This is a genomic window from Stenotrophomonas sp. 112478_Sma (assembly GCF_056479905.1).
Genome location: NZ_CM151072.1, coordinates 588385 through 609895 on the forward strand (window position 1 = coordinate 588385; position 21511 = coordinate 609895).

The following is a 21511-nucleotide window of genomic DNA, read 5'->3' on the forward strand; positions in this document are numbered from 1 at the left end:
TAACCGCTTGGCGCACGCGCTCGGTTTTCTGTCGCTGCGCGCCGTTCGGCAATACCCCGCAGTAAATCACGCGAATAAACGCCCCCAGGGGACGTTGGACCAGAAGGTCCGGCGGTGGCGTTGCTTTGCCCAAAACCAGTCCAATCAGGAGCCGTACCGATGAATCGGATTTATCGCAAGGTCTGGAACAAAGCACTGGGTCAGTTGGTCGTGGCCTCGGAACTGGCCTCGTCCGACAGTTGCGGCGGGGTCGTCGACCAACGCCGCGATGCGACACAGGCCAGGCCCTTTGTACTGGCTGCCGCACTGGCGCTGGCACTGGGATTGGGCATGACCGGCGTCGCCTCTGCACAGTCGGTGGAGATCGGCGGCAACGCCAACTGCGTGGTGCTCAACAGCTCGATCGTCGACAAGTGCCTGGTGGATGGCAGCGCCTCGGCCACCGGCACCAATGCGGTCGCCGTGGGCACCGGCAGCCGTGCAACCGGTGCCAACAGCGTGGCGCTGGGCGCCGGCTCGAAAGCAACGCGTGCCAATACCGTTGCCGTCGGTGATGCGGGCAAGGAACGGCAGGTGACCCACGTCGCCGCTGGCACCGAGGCAACCGATGCGGTGAACAAGGCGCAGCTGGATGCACAGGCGCGGGCCACGCAGGCGGCGTTGGCCGAAGCGACAGCCCAGAGCAGTCGCTACTTCAAGGCCGACGGCGCCGGTGATGACAGCGACGCGGCGAAGATCGAAGGGCAGGGCGCGATTGCGGTCGGCAGCGGCAGCCAGTCGCTGGCCAACGCCACTACGGCCGTCGGCACACAGGCCGTGGCCGCCGGTCTGGGCGCCAGTGCGTTCGGCCAGAACGCGTTGGCCATCGGTGATGCCAGCGTCGTCGTCGGCCAGAGTGCCGTTGCGCTCGGGCTGGGAGATACCGCCGTCGGTGCCAGCGCTGTTGCGGCCAGCGAGAACGGCGCAGCGACCGCACTGGGCGCGTTGTCCGAGGCCAGTGCGGACGGCGCAACGGCGGTCGGTGGCGGAGCCGTGGCCATGGGCCCGGGCAGTACCGCCGTGGGTCGTGGCGCAACGGCCGCCAATGAAGCATCGATCGCGGTCGGTGCGTTCAGCACCGCCGTGGGTGAATACAGCACCGCGCTGGGTTCGAACTCGGCAGCGGTTGCCACCGGCAGTGTGGCGCTGGGCGCCGGCTCGCTGGCCGACCGGGTCGATACGGTATCGGTGGGCGCGGCCGAGTACGGTCTGACCCGGCAGATCACCAGTGTCGCGGCGGGTACCGAAGACACCGATGCGGCCAATGTCGGCCAACTCCGGGACGTCGCGGCCGTGGCCGATGCCACGGCCAAGCGTTTCCAGGCCACCGGCAGCAGCAACAGCGACGCCGGTGCGCTGGCCGCAGGCGATGACGCGCTGGCTGCCGGTGAAGCGGCCAACGCGCTTGGCGATGGCACCACCGCAGTCGGCGCCGGCGCCACCGCGGTCGCGCAGAACGCCACGGCGGTCGGCAACAACGCCCTGGCCGCCGGACAGAACAGCGCCGCGTTCGGCAACAACGCGCAGGCTGCAGGACCCGGCAGCGTCGCGGTGGGTGGCGCCGCCGTCGACGAGAACGGCAATCCGCTCATCACCAACGGCGGCGTGCCGGTGGAGACCGGCGCGACCAGTGCTGGCGTCGGCGGCACTGCGGTCGGTGCCAGCGCAGAGGCGGCTGGCTTCGCTGCGTCCGCCTATGGCGTGGGTGCCTATGCGGCCGGCGCGCAGTCCTCCGCATTCGGCGCGGTGGCCAACGCCATCGGCGACTACGCCACCGCAGTCGGCACCCAGAGCAACGCGACCGGCACCAGCAGCGTGGCCGTGGGTGGCCCGGCTGACCTGATTCCCGGCCTGGGCTTCTTCGTGCAGACCCAGGCCAGCGGCGAAGCCGCCACCGCTGTGGGTGCCGGCGCGATCGCCAGCGGTGACCGGACCGTGGCCAACGGCAGCCTGACCGAAGCCTCCGGCGCCGAAGCCACGGCCATCGGCTACTTCGCCTACGCACCCGGAGAAGGGGCCAGCGCGCTGGGCGCGCAGACCTGGGCCAGCGGCGCGCAGAGCACGGCGGTCGGCTACTACGCCACGGCGCGCGGCGCCAACAGTGTCGCCCTGGGCGCGAACTCTGAAGCCATCCGTGACAACAGCGTCGCCGTGGGCAGTGCCGGCAACGAGCGGCAGATCACCGGCGTCGCTGCCGGCAGTGAAGCCACCGATGCAGTGAACAAGGCGCAGCTGGACGCCGTGGCCAGCACCGCGGATACCACCGCCCATTACTTCCAGGCCCAGCCGGAAGCCGGCAGCGATGCCGGTGCGTTTGCCGAGGGAGAGGGTGCGGTGGCCGCCGGTTCGTCCAGCAACGCGATCGGCGCCGGTGCCGTCGCCCAGGGCGCGGGTGCTTCCGCCGTGGGCGATGACAGCGTCGCCATCGGTCGCAACAGCAGTGCCAGTGGCAACGGCGGGGTCGCCATCGGTGGACTGGGCCAGGCCTACGACCAGTACAACCAGCCGATCATCGGCGATGACGGTCAACCGGAACGTGTCGGCACCACCGCCGGCGCCGATGCCACCGCCGTCGGCAATGGTGCGCAGGCAACGGGTGCGTCGGGCAATGCCTTCGGCAGCGCGGCCAAAGCCACCGGCGACAACAGCGTGGCTGCCGGTGGCAAGTCGCGTGCGACCGGAAGCTACGCGGTCGCCGTGGGCGACAGTGCGTTCGCCAGCAGCGACGACAGCACCGCCGTCGGCGGCTACAGCTGGGCCACCGCCAGTGGCGCCAGCGCATTCGGTTCGGGCGCATGGGCCACCGCCACCAACGCATCCGCCTTCGGCAATGCAGCATGGGCCAGCGGCAGTGGCGCCACCTCCATCGGCTACAACAGCTGGGCCAACGGCACCAGCGCCACCGCCGTCGGCCGCGGTGCCTTCGGCTACGGCGACTACAGCGTGGCGTTGGGCTACCAGGCGCTGGGCAACACGGTCAACAGCATCGCCATCGGCACCAATACGGTGGCCGGCGGTGAAAGCGCGATCGCGCTGGGTGCCGGCAGCAACGCCAGCGGCAGCAACGCGGTCGCGTTGGGTGCAGGCTCGGTGGCTGATCGTGACCGCAGCGTGGCGGTTGGCGCTGCCGGCAACGAGCGCCAGGTGACCCACGTGGCCGCAGGTACGCAGGCCACCGATGCGGTGAATAAGGCACAGCTGGATGCCGTCGCGGCGGAAGCATCCACCACCGGCAAGTACTTCCAGGCCAGCGGCAGTGCCGACAGCGATGCTGGCGCTTACGTGGAAGGGGACAACGCACTGGCTGCCGGCGAGGCATCCAACGCCATCGGCGACGGCGCCATCGCCCTGGGCAGCGGCGCCAACGCACTGGCCAACAACGCGCAGGCGCTGGGCTTCAATGCCGTGGCCACCGCAGCCAACGCCAGCGCGATCGGTGCCAACGCACAGGCGACCGGCGAGTACGCCACCGCGCATGGCGCGGAAAGCGAAGCCAGCGGTGAACAGAGCGCGGCCTTCGGTGCTGCCTCGATCGCCAGTGGCGCCGGCAGCACCGCCAGCGGCGTGCTGTCCGAAGCCTCCGCAGAAGAGGCGACGGCGGTGGGCCACTTCAGCACCGCCAGTGGTGAAGCGGCCACGGCGGTCGGCAGCGAGAGCGTGGCCAGCGGCACGGCCTCGGCTGCATTCGGCATCGGTGCGGAAGCCACGGGTGGCTACAGCACCGCCATCGGCGGTTTCGCCAGCGCCTCGGCGTTCAACGCCACCGCGTTCGGCAATTTTGCCAATGCCTCCGGCTCCAACAGCGTGGCGCTGGGCGGCGACTCGGAAGCCTCCGGCGACTACAGCACGGCCACCGGTCAGGGCAGCTTGGCCACCGGTACCAACAGTGTCGCTGTCGGCGGCTCGTTGTTCGGCATTCTCGCCACCGAGGCGTCCGGCAACTACTCCACGGCCGTCGGTGGTGGCGCATGGTCGCCGGGCATCAACAGCACCGCGCTCGGCAATGCGGCCGAGTCGCGCGGCGCCAACAGCGTCGCGCTGGGTGCCGATTCGATTGCAGACCGTGACAACACGGTATCGGTCGGTGGTGGTGGCAACACCCGCCAGGTGACCAACGTGGCGGCAGGTACCCAAGGCACCGATGCGGTCAACAAGGATCAGCTGGACGCCGTGGCATCGGTGGCCGAGAACACGAGCCGCTACTTCCAGGCCAGTGGCAGTGCCGACAGCGACGCCGGCGCCTACGTTGAAGGTGACAACGCGCTGGCCGCCGGCGAAGCGGCCAACGCGATCGGCAACGGTGCCACCGCACTGGGCAGTGGTGCGACGGCGGTCGCCGCCAGTGCCACCGCCGTAGGCCTGGACAGCCTGGCCAGCGGCAGCAATGCCGCAGCGGTGGGCAGCAACGCACAGGCCACGGGTGAAAACAGTGCGGCGCTGGGCAACGGTGCGGTTGCCAGCGAGATCGGCAGCACGGCGACCGGCGCGGCCGCACAGGCCACGGCGGTGTACAGCACCGCCAATGGCTCGGAGGCGCTGGCCAGCGGTGCGCAGTCGCTGGCCAGCGGCTTCCGCAGCGCGGCGTCGGCCGATGGCACCACGGCGGTCGGTGGTTACAGCGAAGCCAGTGGTCGTCTCGGTTCTGCACTGGGTTACGGCACGATCGCCAGCGGGGCCAACAGTACTGCGACGGGCGTGTTTGCCACGGCCAGCGGCGCCAGCGCGGTGGCCATGGGTGATTCCAGTGAAGCCAGCGGCGATGAAAGCGTCGCCATCGGCGGCAGCACCTTCTTCGGTCTGATCCCGGCCCGCGCCAGCGGCTACGGCGCCGCGGCGTTCGGTGCGGGTGCATGGGCCACCGACGACTACGCCACCGCCATCGGCTGGAACTCGTGGGCCGACGCGGCCGATTCCACCGCACTCGGTGCCAGCGCCACCGCCAATGCTGCGAACAGCGTGGCACTGGGTGCGGGTTCCGTTGCCGACCGCGCCAACAGCGTGGCCGTGGGCAGTGCCGGCAACGAGCGCCAGGTGACCAACGTGGCGGCAGGTACCGAAGGCACCGATGCGGTCAACAAGAACCAGCTGGACGCCGTGGCGTCGGTGGCCGAGAGCACCAGCCGCTACTTCCAGGCCAGTGGCAGTGCCGACAGCGATGCCGGCGCCTACGTGGAAGGTGACAACGCGCTGGCGGCCGGCGAAGCGGCCAACGCGATCGGCAACGGTGCCACCGCACTGGGCAGTGGCGCGACCGCGGTCGCCGCCAGTGCCACCGCGGTGGGCCTGGACAGCCTGGCCAGCGGCAGCAATGCCGCAGCGGTGGGCAGCAACGCACAGGCCACCGGTGAAAACAGTGCGGCGCTGGGTAACGGCGCGGTTGCCAGCGAGATCGGCAGCACGGCGACCGGCGCGGGGGCACAGGCCACGGCGGTGTACAGCACCGCCAACGGCTCGGAAGCGCTGGCCAGCGGTGCGCAGTCGCTGGCCAGCGGCTTCCGCAGCGCGGCGTCGGCCGATGGCACCACGGCGGTCGGTGGTTACAGCGAGGCAACGGGTCGCCTCGGCACCGCGCTCGGCTATGGCACCGCCGCGACCGGCGCCAACACCACGGCCGTCGGCTTCGGTGCGGCCGCGGCTGGTACCGGAGCCGTGGCGGTGGGCCAGTCCAGTGAAGCCAGCGGCGATGAAAGCGTCGCCATCGGCGGCAGCACCTTCTTTGGTCTGATCCCGGCCCGCGCCAGCGGCTACGGCGCTGCGGCGTTCGGTGCGGGTGCATGGGCCACCGACGACTACGCCACCGCTATCGGCTGGAACTCGTGGGCCGACGCAGCTGATTCCACCGCACTGGGCGCCAATGCCACCGCCAACGGCAGCAACAGCGTCGCCCTCGGTGCTGCATCGAAGGCAGACCGCGACAACACGGTGGCGGTTGGCAGCACGGGCAGCGAACGCCAGGTCACCCATGTCGCCGCGGGTACCGAAGGCACCGATGCGGTCAACAAGAACCAGCTGGACGCCGTGGCGTCGGTGGCCGAGAACACCAGCCGCTACTTCCAGGCCAGTGGCAGTGCCGACAGCGACGCCGGCGCCTATGTGGAAGGTGACAACGCGCTGGCCGCCGGCGAAGCGGCCAACGCGATCGGCAACGGTGCCACCGCACTGGGCAGTGGCGCGACGGCGGTCGCCGCCAATGCCGCTGCCGTGGGCTTCAACGCGGTGGCGACGGGTGAGGATGGCGTGGCCATCGGCAACAGCGCCAGCAGTACCGCTGGCGGCGCGATCGCCCTCGGTGCGCAGAGCAGCAGCGCCGGGCCGGCCAGCGTCGCCCTGGGCGCGCAGTCGGAAGCGGAGGGCATCGGTGCCGTTGCGGTAGGTGGCATCGCCCAGGCCAGCGGCCTGGCCGCCACCGCCGTCGGCTACGGGGCCACGGCCGACGGTCGCGAAGCGACTGCGGTCGGCAACTTCGCCTATGCCAATGGCTGGCAGTCCACAGCCTACGGTGCGGGTGCCACGTCCAGCTTCTTCGGCACGGCCCTGGGCAGTGGCGCGCAGGCGGCCGACGTCGCCACGGCGGTCGGCCAGGGCACCACCGCGCAGATCGCCGGTGCGGGTTTCGGCGTACAGGCACGCGCCGGCGAGTACGGTACCGCGCTCGGCAACAACGCGGCCACCGGCCTCAATGGCGTGGCGGTGGGCTTCAACGCCCTGGCCGGGCAGGATGCCAACAGCGTCGGCAGCGGTCAGTACACCACCGCCATCGGCAGCGAGGCGTGGGCGACCGAGGACGGGGCCACCGTGGTCGGCTACAACAGTTACGCGCAGGCAACCAATGCCACGGTGCTGGGCAGCAACACCTGGACGACCAAGGCCGCCGACAACAGCGTCGCGCTGGGTGCCGGATCGCTGGCGGATCGTGCCAACGCGGTATCGGTCGGTGCGGCGCAGGACTGGGTTGATGCGGCGGGCATTACCCACAGCGCGATCAACCGCCAGGTCACCAATGTCGCGGCCGGTACCCAGGCGACCGATGCGGTGAACAAGGGCCAGCTGGATGTGGTGGCGGCCACCGCCGATGCCACCGGCCGCCACTTCCGTGCGACCGGTACCGGGACCGCCAGCGCCACGGGCAGCAACGCGGTCGCCGTCGGTTCCGGTGCCAGTGCCAGCGGCAACCGCAGCAATGCGCTGGGCAGCAGTGCCAGCGCCATCGGCAATGCGGCGCTGGCCGTCGGCGCCAACGCCGGCGCGACCGGTGCGAACTCGGTGGCGCTGGGCAGTGGCGCGCGCGCGCTGGACGCCAATGTGGTGTCCGTCGGCGGTGGCAACGGTACCGATGGTCCGGCGACGCGCCGCATCGTCAACGTCGCCGACGGTCGCATCGCCGCAGGCAGCAGCGACGCGGTCACCGGTTCGCAGCTCAACGTCACCAACCAGCGCGTCGGTGCGGTGGAAACCCGGGTCGGCGATTTCGATTCGCGTATCGCGACCGTGGAAACGTCCACTGCCAATGCGGTCGGTTATGACGACGCCAGCCGCGACCGGCTGACCCTGGCCGGCATCGAGGGCACCACGATCGACAATGTCGGCGCCGGCAGCATCGCCGCCGGCAGTCGCCAGGCGATCAATGGCGGCCAGCTGTTCCAGTCGCTCAGCGATGCCGCCAGCTTCCTCGGCGGTGGCGCCAGTGTCGGCATGCAGGGTGTGTTCGTCGCGCCGAACTACGTGATCCAGGGCGCCAGCTACAGCAATGTCGGCGATGCCCTTGGCGCACTGGACCGCAAGGTCAGCGAGATTGACCAGCGCACCGGGGGGGCGAACCGCTCCCGCACCGCCAGCCTGCGTTCGACCAGCACGCCGCTGGAGGGAGGCGCCGGCAGCCTGGCCGCGGAGACGGCCAGCGCCGATGCTGTCCCCACCGTGGCCACTGCCAGCACTGCCCGGGTACAGGGCGCGCCGACCGCCGCCGCAGCGGGCTCGGGCATCCCGGTCGGCACACCGGCAGCGGGTTTCAACGCGGTCACCGTGGGAGAGGGCGCCGTTGCCAGCGGCGCGTCGTCCACGGCCATCGGCCAGGGGGCCAGTGCGACGGCCGCCAACGCCGTGGCGCTGGGCCAGGGCTCGGTTGCCGATCGTGCCAACACCGTCTCTGTCGGCAGCGAAGGCAACGAGCGCCAGGTCACCAATGTCGCGGCCGGCAGCGCTGCCACCGACGCGGTCAACAAGGGTCAGCTGGACCGTGGTGTCGCCACGGCCAACAGCTACACCGATGGCCAGGTGAAGGCCGTGACCGACAGCTTCGATGTGTTCAAGGGCGAAGTCGATGGCCGCCTGCGTCATATGGACCGTCGCATCGATCGTCAGGGCGCGATGAGCGCGGCGATGCTCAACATGGCCACCAGCGCCGCCGGCATCCGTACCCAGAACCGGGTCGGCGTCGGTGTCGGCTTCCAGGGCGGCGAGTCGGCGTTGTCGCTGGGTTACCAGCGTGCAATCAGCGACCGCGCCACGGTCACCTTCGGCGGAGCCTTCAGCAGCGACGACAGCTCGGTCGGCGTTGGTGCCGGCTTCGGCTGGTAAGCCACTCCATCGCGCCGGCGGCCACCCACGCCGGCGCCACACCCGCAACGAGGGCCTGGGGGGAGGTCACGGCAATCCCGGCTGGGCCGGCCGGGAGTCGTCAAGGAATGATGGCCGCAGTGTTGGTTCGATCCATGACCCAGAAGAGGAATTTCGACGTGATCAAGAAGCAGAACCTTCGCATCAACGTGCTTGCCGCCGCCGTGCTGTCGATGACCGCCGTCGGTGCCGTCCATGCCGCCGGGTTGCCGACGCAGGAACCGGCGCGCCAGGCGCGCACCGCACAGCCGGGCACCGACCGCATCATCGTCAAGTACCGCGCCGGCACGGCCGCTGCGCTGGATCGTTCGGCCAAGCTGTCCACGGTGCAGTCGGCGCTGACCCGCGCCAGCCTGTCCGGCGGCACTGCGCGCGCCAGTACCCTGGGCCCGCAGGTCGTGCGCAAGCTCGGCGTCGGCGCCGATGTGATCCGCCTGCAGGGCCGTCTGGCCCCGGCTGAACTGCAGCGCGTGCTGAAGGAGCTGAAGGCTGATCCGGCGGTGCAGTACGCCGAGGCCGACGTGAAGCTGCGCCGCAGCGAACTGCGTGCGGGCGATGTGCAGCCGGCGCTGGTGCCGAACGACCAGTACTACCAGCAGTACCAGTGGCACCTGCACAACGCGACCGGCGGCATCAACGCGCCGGCGGCCTGGGATGTTTCGCAGGGCGAGGGCGTGGTGGTGGCGGTGCTCGACACCGGCATCCTGCCGCAGCACCCGGATCTGGTCGGCAACCTGCTGGAGGGCTACGACTTCATCAGCGATGCCGAGACCTCACGTCGCGCTACCGACGACCGTGTACCGGGCGCACAGGACTATGGCGACTGGGTCGAGAACGACAACGAGTGCTACACCGGTTCGCTGGCTGAAGACAGCTCCTGGCACGGCACGCACGTCGCCGGCACCGTGGCCGAGCAGACCAACAACGGTGTCGGCATGGCCGGCGTCGCGCACAAGGCCAAGGTGCTGCCGGTCCGCGTACTCGGCAAGTGTGGCGGCTACCTCTCCGACATCGCCGACGCCATCACCTGGGCCTCCGGTGGCACCGTGACTGGCATTCCGGCCAATACCAACCCGGCCGAAGTCATCAACATGAGCCTGGGTGGCAGCGGCAGCTGCGATGGCACCTACCAGGATGCGATCAATGGCGCGATCTCGCGCGGCACCACGGTCGTGGTGGCCGCCGGCAACGAGACCGACAACGCGTCCAATTACCGTCCTGCCAGCTGCGCTGGTGTGGTGACGGTGGGGGCCACCCGCATCACCGGCGGCATCACCTACTACTCCAACTACGGCACCCGCGTCGATCTTTCCGGCCCCGGTGGTGGTGGCAGCGTGGACGGGAATCCGGGTGGCTATGTCTGGCAGGCAGGTTCCGACGCGGCGACCACGCCGGATTCGGGCAGCTACAGCTACATGGGCATGGGCGGTACCTCGATGGCCTCGCCGCACGTCGCGGCGGTGGCGGCACTGGTGCAGAGCGCGTTGATCGCCGATGGCAAGGAGCCGCTGGCTCCGGCAGCCATGCGTACCCTGCTCAAGGAAACCGCACGCCCGTTCCCGGTGGCCATCCCGTCGGCGACCCCGATCGGTACCGGCATCGTCGACGCCAAGGCCGCACTGGCCAAGGCGCTGGAGGAACCGTGCACCGAGGACTGCGGCCCGGTAGCCACGCCGCTGACCAACAAGGTCGCTGTCGGCGGCCTGTCCGGTGCGACCGGCGGCAGTGCCCTGTACAGCTTCGAAGCGGTGGCGGGCAAATCGCTGAGCGTGATCACCTACGGTGGCAGTGGCAACGTGTCGGTGTACCTGGCCCAGGGCCGCGAGCCCAGCGCGAGCGACAACGATGCCAAGTCCACACGTGCGGGCAACGCCGAAACCGTGCGCGTCAACAAGCCGGTGGCCGGCACGTACTACGTCAAGGTGGTGGGTGAAGCCGCCTACAGCGGGGTGACCATCCTCGCCACGCAGTAATGCCATCGCACTGTCGTAGATGAACTGGCGACGCCCGTCACCCCGCGGTGGCGGGCGTTGTCATTTTTCGAAAGGCGGCGCGATGGCGGCGGAAACCACGGCTTAACTGCTAAAGTCGGGCCGATCGACAGGAGAGTCACGTGAACGCGCTCGCTGCAACCACTGCCGACGACGCCGAGAGCCGCATCCTGGATGCGCTGCTGGCGCGTGGGCGGCTCAAGGAAGGAGACCTGGCCCGGGCGCGGCCGCTGCATGCCGAGGCCGGCGGCAGCCTGCTCGGCCTGCTGGTGCGCCTGGGGCTGGTGTCCGAGCGGGACCAGGCGCAGGCCAGCGCGGATGTGCTGGGCCTGCCACTGCTGGAAGGCAAGCAGGTGCCCGAGACGCCGCCGCAGTCCCTCGCCGAAGGCCTGCCGCTGTCACTGCGCTTCCTCAAGCAGTTCCACGTCTGTCCGCTGGCGCTGGATGAACACGGCGTACGGCTGTGGTTGGCCGATGCCCACGATGTCTACCCGCAGCAGGCCGTGCAGCTGGCACTGGGCGTGCCGGTCACGCCGGTGCTGGGCATGCGGGCGGAGATCGACGATCTGGTCGAGCGCTGGTTCGGCCAGGGCCGCAGCGCGATGGGGGCGATCGTTGAAACCGCCGATGGTGAAGGCGGCGCGGTGGACGACATCGAACATCTGCGTGACCTGGCCTCGGAAGCGCCGGTGATCCGCCTGGTCAACCTGGTGATCCAGCGCGCGGTGGAACTGCGTGCCTCGGACATCCATGTCGAGCCCTTCGAAAGCCGGCTGAAGGTCCGTTACCGCGTCGACGGCGTGCTGGTGGAGGGCGAGAGCCCGCCCGCCAACCTGACCGCCGCGGTCATCAGCCGCATCAAGATCATGGCCCGGCTCAACATCGCCGAGCGCCGCCTGCCGCAGGACGGCCGCATCATGCTGCGCGTGCAGGGCAAGGAGCTGGACCTTCGCGTCAGCACGGTACCGACCGCACACGGCGAGAGCGTGGTGATGCGCCTGCTTGACCGCGAAACCGTGGTGTTCGATTTCCATCGGCTTGGCTTCACCGATGCATTCCTGCCGCAGTTCCGCAAGGTCCTGGAGCAGCCGCACGGCATCCTGCTGGTGACCGGCCCGACCGGTTCGGGCAAGACCACGACGCTGTACACCGCGTTGAGCCAGCTCAATACCGCCGACGTCAAGATCATCACGGTCGAAGACCCGGTCGAGTACCAGATCGAAGGCATCAACCAGATCCAGGCCAAGCCGCAGATCGGCCTGGACTTCGCCAATGCGCTGCGCAGCATCGTGCGCCAGGATCCGGACATCATCATGATCGGCGAAATGCGCGATCTGGAGACCGCGCGCATCGCGATCCAGTCGGCGCTGACCGGCCATCTGGTGCTGTCCACCCTGCATACCAACAATGCCGCCGGTGGCATCACCCGGCTGCTCGACATGGGTGTGGAGGACTATCTGCTGACTTCCACCATCAACGGCATCCTCGCGCAGCGTCTGGTGCGCCGCCTGGAACCGACCCACGCCGAGCGCTACCCGGCGTCACCGGAAGAGATCGATCGTTTCGAGCTGCGCCGCCTGCAGCCGGAGGGGGCGATTCACCTGTACCGGCCGCGTCCCTCGGCACTGGCACCGACCGGCTACCTGGGCCGCACCACCATCATGGAATTCCTGGTGATGAACGACGCGCTGCGGCGCGCGGTGATGCGCCGCGATGGCATGGGCGAGCTGGAGCGCATCGCGCGCGAAGGCGGCATGCGCACCATGTACGAGGATGGCCTGGCCAAGGCCCTTGCCGGGCAGACGACCATTGAGGAAGTCCTGCGTGTGACGGAGGAGAGCTGATGCGCGCCGGAGCCCGGGGCTGACATGCCGAACTACCGCTACAAGGCCCTCAATCCGCATGGCGAGATCTTCGACGGGCAGATGGAAGCGGCCAGCGAGCCCGACCTGATCGCGCGCCTGCAGGACCAGGGGCATCTGCCGATGGAAACCCAGCTGGCCGATGCGGGGTCCATCGGCGGGGGCAGCTGGCGCAATCTGTTCCACCAGCGCCCGCTGCAGGGCCCGGCGCTGCTGCAGTTCACCCAGCAGCTGGCGACCCTGCTCGGCGCCGGCCAACCGCTGGATCGCGCGCTGTCGATCCTGCTGGGCCTGCCCGAGGACGAGCGCTCGCGTCGTGCGATCACCGACATCCGCGACGTGGTGCGCGGTGGTGCGCCGCTGTCGACCGCGCTGGAGCGCCAGCATGGCCTGTTCTCGCGCCTGTACGTGAACATGGTGCGTGCCGGCGAGGCCGGCGGCAGCCTGCACGAGACCCTGCAGCGGCTGGCCGATTACCTTGAGCGTGCGCGTGCGCTGCAGGGCAAGGTGATCAATGCGCTGGTCTACCCGGCCATCCTGCTGGTGGTGGTGGGCGGCGCGCTGCTGTTCCTGCTGGGTTACGTCGTGCCGCAGTTCGCGCAGATGTACGAGAGCCTGGACGTGGCGCTGCCGTGGTTCACCAATGCCGTGCTGCAGCTGGGCCTGTTCGTGCGCGACTGGTGGATCCTGCTGCTGGTGGTACCGGGCGTGCTGGCCCTGCTGTTCGAGCGCAAGCTGCGGCAGCCGGCCTTCCGGCTGGCCCTCGACGGCTGGCTGCTGCAACGGCGCAGCATCGGCCGCCTGCTCGGCGAGCTGGAAACCGCACGGCTGGCGCGCACGCTGGGGACGCTGCTGCGTAACGGTGTGCCGCTGCTGGGTGCGCTGGGCATCGCCCGCAACGTACTGGGCAACCGCGCGCTGGCAGCCGACGTGGATACCGCCGCCGACGAGGTCAAGAACGGTGCGGGCCTGTCGCTGGCACTGTCGCGCGGCAAGCGCTTTCCGCGGCTTGCCCTGCAGATGATCCAGGTCGGCGAGGAATCCGGCGCGCTGGATACCATGCTGCTGAAGGCCGCGGATACCTTCGAGCAGGACAGCGCCCGGCGCATCGATCGCCTGCTGGCGGCGATGGTCCCGGCGATCACCCTTGTGCTGGCTTCGGTGGTCGGTGCGGTCATCGTCGCCGTGCTGGTCCCGCTGTACGACCTGACCAATGCCATCGGTTGACGATGGACTCTTCCGCACTTCGACCCAACGCAACCGAAAGGACCGATCATGATCGCTAACCGTCGACCCATCCGCCTGTCCTTCACCGCCGCGCGGCACCAGTCGGGCATGAGCCTGCTGGAGATCATCATCGTCATCGTGTTGATCGGCGCGGTGCTGACCCTGGTGGCCAGCCGCGTGCTGGGCGGTGCCGACCGGGGCAAGGCCAACATCGCCAAGGCGCAGGTGCAGACCGTGGCATCCAAGATCGACAACTACCAGATCGATACCGGCAAGCTGCCGGGCGCGCTCACCGATCTGGTGACCGCACCGGCCGGCGTTGGCGGTTGGCTCGGCCCGTACGCCAAGCCGGCCGACCTCAACGATCCGTGGGGGCACGCGCTGGAGTACCGCGCACCCGGCGAAGGCCAGCCGTATGAGCTGATCAGCCTGGGCAAGGACGGCAAGGCCGGTGGCAGCAGCGTCGATGCCGACATCCGCTACCAGCCGTAATCCCGCATGACGTATTTCCTGCCGCGCCGGTTGCCCCGACCGCGCCTGCACGGCAGGCGCCCGGCGGGGCTGTCGCTGCTGGAGATGCTGCTAGTGATCGCGCTGATCGCGGCCATCGGCCTGATCACCGCGGCGGGACTGTCGCGTGGCTTCGCCGGCATGCAGCTGCGCAGCGCCGGCAAGGACATCGCCAACCAGCTGCGCATGGTGCGTGCACAGGCGATCGCGCGCGGCGAACCGCAGCGGTTCGTGATCGAGCCGGCACGGCATCGCTGGCAGGGGGCGAACCAGCGCCAGGGTGAAGTGCCGGCACAGCTGACGGTGCGTTTCGAAGGTGCGGCGCAGCTGGCCACTGCACCGGGGCAGGGCGTGATCGAGTTCCATCCCGATGGCGGTTCCAGTGGCGGCCGCATCCGCCTGCAGCGTGATGCCGCTGAATGGCGCATCGATGTCGGCTGGTTGACCGGTGAAGTCCGCTCCGGCCCATGGCAGGCGCAGTGATGCGGCGGGCGCGCGGTTTCACGCTGCTGGAGGTGATCGTGGCCTTCGCTCTGCTCGGGCTGGCGCTGACCCTGCTGTTGGGCAGCCTGTCCGGCGGTGCCAGGCAGGTGCGCGAGGCCGAACTGCGCACGCGCGCCGTCCTGCATGCGCAATCGCTGCTGGCTGCGGCGGGCGTGGATGCGCCGCTGCAGGTGGGGCAGCAGCAGGGCGACTGGGAAAACGGGCGCTATCGCTGGGAGCTGCAGGTGCAGCCCTGGACCGAGCCACGCGCCGGCAACGCCGCGGCCACGCAGTCGCCGGGTGCCCCGTGGCTGGCCGAACTGCAGTTGCAGGTGCGGTGGGGCGATGGCGAGCGCGAACAGCTGCGCTGGCGCAGCCTGCGCCTGCTGCCGCCGGACCTGGAGCGCGCGCGATGAAGCGGAGCGCTGCGGGATTCACTCTGGTTGAGGTGATGCTGGCGACCGTGCTGCTTGCCGGTGGCCTGGCGCTGGCGTTCGCCAGCGTGCGCTCGGCGATGGCGGTCAGCCAGCGGGGTGAACAGATCGCCGCCGAAAGCGAGCGGATGCGCGCGGTGCAGGCCCTGCTGCGGCGACAGCTGGCCGGGGCGATGCGCAGCCCGCTGGAAGTGCCAGACCCGACCCGCGAGCCGGTGTTCTTCCTGGGCGAAGAGCAACGGATGCTGTTCGTCGCCGATCTGCCAGGCTACCTCGGACGCGGCGGGCCCTATCTGCATGCGCTGCAGGTGGACGGCAAGGCCGGGCAGCAGCGTCTGCTGCTGGACTTGGTCCTGCTGCAGGAGGGCGAGCGCATCGCCGAAACGCCACCACGCCCGCCCGAGGTGCTGGTGGATGGCCTGCAAGCGGTGGAGATGCGCTATCGCGGCATCGATGCCGGCAGCGGGCAGATGACCGAGTGGCTGCCGCGCTGGGAAGACACCCGTCGCCTGCCTCTGCTGGTGGAACTGCGGATCGTGCCGGTCCGTGGTGCCGCATGGCCGCCCCTGGTGGTGGCCCCCCGCCTGGGCGGCGGTGGAGGGGGGCGTTGATGCGGTCGCGCGGGGCCGCACTGGTGCTGGTGCTGTGGTTGATCGCGCTGATGACCGCACTGGTCGGCGCGTTCGCGCTCAGCGCCCGCGTCGAGCATCTGCAGGAGCGCGTGCTCGACGACGATGCACGTGGCCAGGAGCGTGCCCGTGCGGGACTTGAGTACGCACTGATGCGGCTGTCACCGGATCCGCTGCGCGCGCCGTGGCAGGCCGATGGTCGCACCTATCGCTGGCAGTTCGACGGTGCCCGCATCGAGATCCAGGTGCTGGACGAGAACGGCAAGATCAACCTGAACCTGGCCGACGTGGCGCTGCTGACCGCATTTCTGCAGGCACTTGGCGAACCGGTGGACAACGCGCGTCAGCTGGCCGGCGCGATCGTCGACTGGCGTGACGAGGACAGCCTGCTGCAGCCCGGCGGCGGTGCCGAGGCACAGGATTACGCTGCGGCCGGGCTGCCGTATGGGCCACGCAACAAGCGCTTCGAGACGCTGGGCGAACTGCAGCGGGTGCTGGGCATGAACGGGCCGCTGTACCGGAAGATGCTGCCGCACCTGACCCTCTACAGCCGCCAGGCGCGACCGGATCCGCGATTCGCCAGCGCTCCCGTGCTGACCGCGCTGGGCCTGGATGCCGACCTCGTGCTGGCGCAGCGGAACCAGCCGGAGCGTGACGGCGATCCGGCGGATGGATCTTCAGCGCTTGCCAGCAGCAGCGGCACCTATAGTATCGAGTCCCGTGTCATCGACAGCAGTGGACGCAGGTCGGTGTTGCAGGCAGTGGTTCGCAATGGCTCCGGGGGGATTCCCGGGCGGTCCTACACAGTGCTTCGCTGGGAGCAGGGAATGACGGCAAGATGACGGCTTGGCAGGACAGTCTGCGGCAGGTGCAGGGCCAGATCGGTCCTGGCGCCGGCCGTTTCCTGCGCTGGTGGCGGCACTCGTTGCTGGCGTGGGTGCCGGCGCGTTGGCAATGGGCGCTGGGCTGGGCCCAGGCACGGTTGCTGGTGCAGCGCGAGGGTGACCAGCTGCAGGTCTGGCGCGAAGCGGGCGAGCGCCGCGAGGCGGTGGTCACCCTGCCATGGCCTTCGTCTCCGGCTGCACTGGATCGCGTGCTGGAGCCGCGCCTGCGCAGCCTGCCGCGATTCTGGCTGCTGCCGGTGGAACGGGTCCTGCGGCGCACCCTGCGGCTGCCGGCGGCGGCCGGCGACCGGCTGCACGCGGTGGTCGGTTATGAGATCGACCGGCAGACCCCGTTCGAGGCCAGCCAGGTCAGCTATGACGTGCGTGAACTGGGCGCGGCAGGGGAAGGCCAGCTGCAGGTCGAACTGGTGGCCTGGCCGCTGCGCCAGATGGAGGCCTGGCGTGCCAGCGTGGGCGAGTGGGGCGATGCCCTGGCCGGCGTCGACGCGATCGATGCACAGGCTGGCACGCTGCAGGTCAACCTGTTGCCGAGCGCCCAGCGCCAGTCGCGGCCCGATCCGATGCGGCGCTGGAACCTGCTGCTGGCCCTGGCCGCGCTGGTGATGCTGGTACTGGCTGGACTGCAGTTGCTGGACAACCGCCGCGCCGCCGCCGACGCACTGCGTGCGGACGTCGAACGCAGCGCGCGCAGTGCCCGGGGTGTCGCCAGTGAACGCGCCCAGCTGCAGGCACTGATCGACGGCGCGGCCTTCCTGGAGTCGCAGCGCCGCCAGCATGCCGGCACGGTGGAAATCTGGAACGAGCTGACCCGCCGTCTGCCCGAAGGCACCTATCTGGAGAAGCTGGCCATCGAGAACAACGGCCTGCAGCTGATCGGGCTCAGCCGCGAAGCCTCGCAGCTGGTGCAGCTGCTGCAGGATGCTCCGCAATGGCGCAAGGTCAACCTGACCGGTGTGCTGCAGGCGGACGGCGCCGGCAGCGGCCGGGATCGCTTCACCATGACTGCCGAACTTCAGCCGTTGCCCGCGGCGGCACCGGCAACGCCGACAGCAGCGACTCCGGAGGCGGCCGATGCCAAGCGCACGCCGTGACCGCTGGCTGGCGCTGGCGCTGCTGCTGGCGGTGCTGGGCCTGGCTTACCTGTTGCTGGTGCACCCTTGGTTCACCCAGCCGCTGCGCGAGATCGATGCCGATGTCGCGGCCCTGCGCGAGCGCCAGCAGCGCGTGCAGGCGCAGCTGCAGCAGCAGCCCCAGATCGAACAGCGGCTGCGCGCCACCCGTGAAGCCTTGCAACGGCAACCCGGCTTCCTGCAGGAGGCCACCGCCGAAGCCGCGGCCGCCGCGCTCGGCGCGCGCCTGCAGGATGCGGTGGCCACTGCAAGCCCCGGCAACCGCAGCTGCACCATCAGCAATCGCACGCCGCTGACCGACAATCGCCGTGATGCCGAGTTCGTCCGTGTCGCCATGCAGGTACGCCTGCGCTGCGGCGTGGCGGAACTGGCGACCGTGCTGCACAGCCTGGAAACCGGCAGCCCGCGGTTGTTCGTGGACAACCTCAATCTCATCGCGCAGCGCTTCCAGCAGTCGCCGAACGAATCCGGGCTGGGCCTGGACGTCTCCTTCGAACTGGCCGGCTACCTGTTGCGCGGTGCCGCCAGTGGCGCTGCGGCAGTACCTCCCGCAGCGGAGCCCGCCGCGGCCGCCCCGGCCCCGGTCGAGCCGCCGCCACCGGCGGCCGCCGAGGGAGAGGAGGTCGCCGATGAAACGTGAGCCCATCAGCCTGCGCACCGGTTTCCTGCTGGCCCTGGCCGGCTGGTCCGCCGCGATATGGCTGGCCACCGGTTTCGGACTGGGCAGTCGCCTGCCGGCCGGCGGGGCCGACGCCGACCCCGCGGCAGCACTGCCGGTGCTGCCGGCGTTCGCTCCGGAACGGATGGCCAGTGCGGACAGCTACAGCGCCATCGCCGCGCGTCCGCTGTTCGCCGAAGACCGCAGGCCGCGCCCTTACCTGCTGGGCGGCAGTGAACCCAGCGCCAGTGCCGCATTGCGCCTGACCGGTGTGCTGCTCACGGACGACTTCGGCCTGGCCACGTTCAGTACGGAGCAGAACCGCTCGCTGCGCCTGCGCCTCAATGGTGACGCGGTCGACGGTTGGCAGCTGGTCGCGCTGCAGCCCCGCCAGGCGACGGTGATCGGCCCGGGCGGCAGCCAGGTGCTGGAACTTGCCGTGTTCAACGGGCAGGGCGGGGAGCCACCGACGGTCCTGCGCGGCAGTGCCGGTGCACCCGCACCGGGCGTGCCGGTGCCACCGCCGGTAGTGCCGCTGCCGGCGCAGGCCGCGCCGGCACAGGCGGCGACCGCACCGCAACGTGCAGCCGACGCCACACCCGCGCCGGCGTCTGCTGCCGCACCCCCGCCGCCGGCCAACAGCAACGGGCCCAGCGAAGCGCAGATGCAGGCCATCCGCGAGCGCATCCAGGCCCGCCGCCGCCAGCTGCAACAACAACAGCAACAGCACCAACAGTCGCCGCCGCCTTCGGGCAATGGCGCCAACCGGTAGAGTGAGAGCATGAGCCTGCGTTTTCTTCCTTGGTCCTTCGTGCTCGCGCTGCTGGTGGGCTGCGGTACCGTCTCCAGCCCCCATGTGCAGCGCAAGGGCGCCCTGCAACCTGCGGCCAGCGCCGGCCAGGCCGCAGCGGACGTCCAGGCCGATGCGGCGGCCGACAGCCAGGGGGCACCGCAGGCGGTCATCCGCCGTGGCACCGGCACGATGATCAATCGCGAGGCCGCGCGCGCACCGTCGCCGGCATTGCATGCGGCCGGCACCGGCAGCGCCACGTTCAACTTCGAGGGCGAATCGCTGCATGCCGTGGTCAAGGCGATCCTCGGTGACATGCTGGGCCAGAACTATGTGATCGCGCCGGGGGTGCAGGGCACGGTCACGTTGGCCACGCCCAAGCCGGTCTCGCCGGCACAGGCGCTGAACCTGCTGGAGATGGTGCTGGGCTGGAACAACGCGCGCATGGTGTACAGCGGCGGGCGCTACAACATCGTTGCCGCCGACCAGGCGCTGGCCGGCACTGTCGCGCCGAGCACCGCACCGGCCTCCAGCGCGCGCGGTTTCGAGGTCCGGGTGGTGCCGCTGCAGTTCATCTCCGCCACCGAGATGAAGAAGGTGCTGGAGCCGTACGCGCGGCCCAACGCCATCGTCAACGTCGACAGCGGCCGCAACGTGATCACCCTCGGCGGCACCCGTGCCGAGCTGGAGAACTACCTGCGCACGGTCGAGATCTTCGATGTGGACTGGCTGTCGGGCATGTCGGTGGGCGTGTTCCCGATCACGTCCGGCAAGGCCGAGCAGGTTGCCAGCGACCTGGAGAAGGTGTTCGGCGAGGAAAGCAAGACGCCCAGCGCCGGCATGTTCCGCTTCCTGCCGCTGGAAAACGCCAACGCGGTCCTGGTGATCACCCCGCAGGTGCGCTACCTGGACCAGATCCAGCAATGGCTGGACCGCATCGATACGGCCGGTGGCAGTGCTCGCCTGTTCTCCCATGAGCTGCGCTACATCAAGGCGCGCGATCTTGCCGAGCGGCTCAGCGAGGCGTTCGCCAGCAGCGGCAAGCGGGGCGGCTCGAGCCCTGCATCGCTGGCCCCGGGTGCCATTCCGTCGCAGCTGGACAGCGACAGCGACCGTGGCATCGACAGCAACAACAGCAGCAGCTTCGGCTCGACCCCGGGCAGCAGTTCCAGTGGCGGTAATGGCAGCTTGAACCTGCCGCAGCGCCAGTCCGGCAACGTCAGCGTCAGCCTGGAAGTGGAAGGCGACCGGGTCGGCGTGTCGGCGGTGGAGGAAACCAATACGCTGCTGGTGCGCGCGACGCCGCAGGCCTGGCGCTCGATCCGCGAGGTGATCGAGAAGCTGGACGTGATGCCACTGCAGGTACATATCGAAGCCCAGGTGGCCGAGGTCGCTCTGGATGGCGACCTGAAGTACGGCGTGAACTGGTTCTTCGACAACGCCGTGGCCGGGCGTGCACTGACCGGAGCCTTGAGCGGTGTGACCTTGCCGGCCGCGGCGGGTGGCTCCTGGAGCAGCTTCGCCGGTGCTGCGACCGGCGGCGAAGGCCTGGGTTGGGCGTTCACCGGCCACAATGGTGCAGCGGTGGTGAGCGCGCTGGACAAGGTCACCGATGTGCGACTGCTGCAGACCCCGTCGGTGTTCGTGCGCAACAACGCCGAGGCCACGCTCAACGTGGGTGACAAGGTGCCGATCAGCACCACCACGGTGAACACCGGCGTCGGCACCAGCAGCTACAGCTCGGTGCAGTACATCGATACCGGCGTGATCCTGAAGGTGCGCCCGCGCGTGACCCGCGACGGCACGGTGTTCCTGGACATCGTGCAGGAGGTCAGCAGCGCGTCGGATGTGCCGGAGAACTGCAATCCGCAGGAGCGCAACTGCAACCCGCGCATTTCCACCAAGAAGCTGGCTACCGAGGCCGCCGTACAGAGCGGCGACACCATCATGCTGGCCGGCCTCATCACCGACTCGGCCACCGATGGCAGCAGCGGCATTCCCGGCCTGAGCCGGGTTCCGGTGATCGGCGCACTGTTCGGGCAGAAGAGCCGCACCAGCCGTCGTTCGGAGGTGATCGTGCTGCTGACGCCCAGCATCGTTCGCAATGCGCAGGAAGCGCGCACGTTGACCGACGAGTACAGCGAGCGTTTCCGGGCGATGGAGCCGCTGAACCAGCCGCGCGCAAAGAAGTAGGGGGTTACGGCGGGGCGACGCCCGCCGTTTCCATGAACCCTGCT

At 69.8% G+C, this 21511-nt stretch carries 13 protein-coding genes; all 13 read left to right on the top strand.

Going from position 1 to position 21511, the window contains the following annotated elements:
- Positions 1-159 precede the first annotated feature (159 nt).
- The 13 genes from ACZK08_RS02660 (at position 160) to gspD (ending at position 21467) form a co-directional block, all read left to right on the top strand.
- Positions 160-8616, top strand: coding sequence for an ESPR-type extended signal peptide-containing protein (locus tag ACZK08_RS02660; protein ID WP_065182830.1), 8457 nt, complete (start codon positions 160-162; stop codon positions 8614-8616).
- Between the two features lie 158 nt (positions 8617-8774).
- Positions 8775-10628 carry a S8 family peptidase gene (locus ACZK08_RS02665; RefSeq protein ID WP_065182835.1) on the top strand — a complete coding sequence of 618 codons (1854 nt, stop codon included), beginning with the start codon at positions 8775-8777 and terminating at the stop codon, positions 10626-10628.
- 140 nt (positions 10629-10768) lie between these two features.
- Positions 10769-12490: a type II secretion system ATPase GspE gene (gene gspE / locus ACZK08_RS02670; protein ID WP_111186337.1), complete on the top strand. Its 1722-nt coding sequence runs from the start codon at positions 10769-10771 to the stop codon at positions 12488-12490.
- A gap of 24 nt (positions 12491-12514) precedes the next feature.
- Positions 12515-13735 carry a type II secretion system protein XpsF gene (xpsF, locus tag ACZK08_RS02675; protein ID WP_065182828.1) on the top strand — a complete coding sequence of 407 codons (1221 nt, stop codon included), beginning with the start codon at positions 12515-12517 and terminating at the stop codon, positions 13733-13735.
- Between the two features lie 48 nt (positions 13736-13783).
- Positions 13784-14227: a type II secretion system major pseudopilin GspG gene (gspG, locus tag ACZK08_RS02680; RefSeq protein WP_053520019.1), complete on the top strand. Its 444-nt coding sequence runs from the start codon at positions 13784-13786 to the stop codon at positions 14225-14227.
- 6 nt (positions 14228-14233) lie between these two features.
- On the top strand, positions 14234-14728 hold the full coding sequence (gene xpsH, locus ACZK08_RS02685) for a type II secretion system protein XpsH (protein WP_053520018.1): 495 nt from the start codon (positions 14234-14236) through the stop codon (positions 14726-14728).
- On the top strand, positions 14728-15144 hold the full coding sequence (xpsI, locus tag ACZK08_RS02690; protein WP_053520017.1) for a type II secretion system protein XpsI: 417 nt from the start codon (positions 14728-14730) through the stop codon (positions 15142-15144). The genes xpsH and xpsI overlap by 1 nt, the downstream gene beginning before the upstream one ends.
- A complete protein-coding gene (locus ACZK08_RS02695; protein ID WP_065175843.1) occupies positions 15141-15773 on the top strand; it encodes a type II secretion system protein J in 633 nt (210 codons plus the stop codon). The genes xpsI and ACZK08_RS02695 overlap by 4 nt, the downstream gene beginning before the upstream one ends.
- Positions 15770-16633, top strand: a complete 864-nt coding sequence (locus ACZK08_RS02700) for a type II secretion system minor pseudopilin (protein ID WP_065182827.1) — start codon at positions 15770-15772, stop codon at positions 16631-16633. The genes ACZK08_RS02695 and ACZK08_RS02700 overlap by 4 nt, the downstream gene beginning before the upstream one ends.
- Positions 16630-17787 (top strand): PilN domain-containing protein, encoded by a 1158-nt coding sequence (locus ACZK08_RS02705; protein WP_065182826.1) that lies wholly within the window; start codon positions 16630-16632, stop codon positions 17785-17787. The genes ACZK08_RS02700 and ACZK08_RS02705 overlap by 4 nt, the downstream gene beginning before the upstream one ends.
- Entirely contained in the window at positions 17768-18466 is a 699-nt protein-coding gene (gspM, locus tag ACZK08_RS02710; RefSeq protein WP_065182825.1) for a type II secretion system protein GspM, read from the top strand. Before ACZK08_RS02705 ends, gspM begins: the two co-directional genes overlap by 20 nt.
- Positions 18456-19256, top strand: a complete 801-nt coding sequence (locus tag ACZK08_RS02715) for a hypothetical protein (RefSeq protein ID WP_478452434.1) — start codon at positions 18456-18458, stop codon at positions 19254-19256. Before gspM ends, ACZK08_RS02715 begins: the two co-directional genes overlap by 11 nt.
- 9 nt (positions 19257-19265) lie before the next feature.
- Positions 19266-21467, top strand: coding sequence for a type II secretion system secretin GspD (gspD, locus tag ACZK08_RS02720; RefSeq protein WP_065182823.1), 2202 nt, complete (start codon positions 19266-19268; stop codon positions 21465-21467).
- Positions 21468-21511 lie beyond the last annotated feature (44 nt).

Excerpts from the sequence above, each read along its gene's own strand:
- ACZK08_RS02660 (WP_065182830.1), top strand. The coding sequence starts at position 160 with ATGAATCGGATTTATCGCAAGGTCTGGAACAAAGCACTGGGTCAGTTG.
- xpsF (WP_065182828.1), top strand. The coding sequence starts at position 12,515 with ATGCCGAACTACCGCTACAAGGCCCTCAATCCGCATGGCGAGATCTTC.
- gspG (WP_053520019.1), top strand. The coding sequence starts at position 13,784 with ATGATCGCTAACCGTCGACCCATCCGCCTGTCCTTCACCGCCGCGCGG.
- xpsH (WP_053520018.1), top strand. The coding sequence starts at position 14,234 with ATGACGTATTTCCTGCCGCGCCGGTTGCCCCGACCGCGCCTGCACGGC.
- xpsI (WP_053520017.1), top strand. The coding sequence starts at position 14,728 with ATGCGGCGGGCGCGCGGTTTCACGCTGCTGGAGGTGATCGTGGCCTTC.
- ACZK08_RS02695 (WP_065175843.1), top strand. The coding sequence starts at position 15,141 with ATGAAGCGGAGCGCTGCGGGATTCACTCTGGTTGAGGTGATGCTGGCG.
- ACZK08_RS02705 (WP_065182826.1), top strand. The coding sequence starts at position 16,630 with ATGACGGCTTGGCAGGACAGTCTGCGGCAGGTGCAGGGCCAGATCGGT.
- gspM (WP_065182825.1), top strand. The coding sequence starts at position 17,768 with ATGCCAAGCGCACGCCGTGACCGCTGGCTGGCGCTGGCGCTGCTGCTG.
- ACZK08_RS02715 (WP_478452434.1), top strand. The coding sequence starts at position 18,456 with ATGAAACGTGAGCCCATCAGCCTGCGCACCGGTTTCCTGCTGGCCCTG.
- gspD (WP_065182823.1), top strand. The coding sequence starts at position 19,266 with ATGAGCCTGCGTTTTCTTCCTTGGTCCTTCGTGCTCGCGCTGCTGGTG.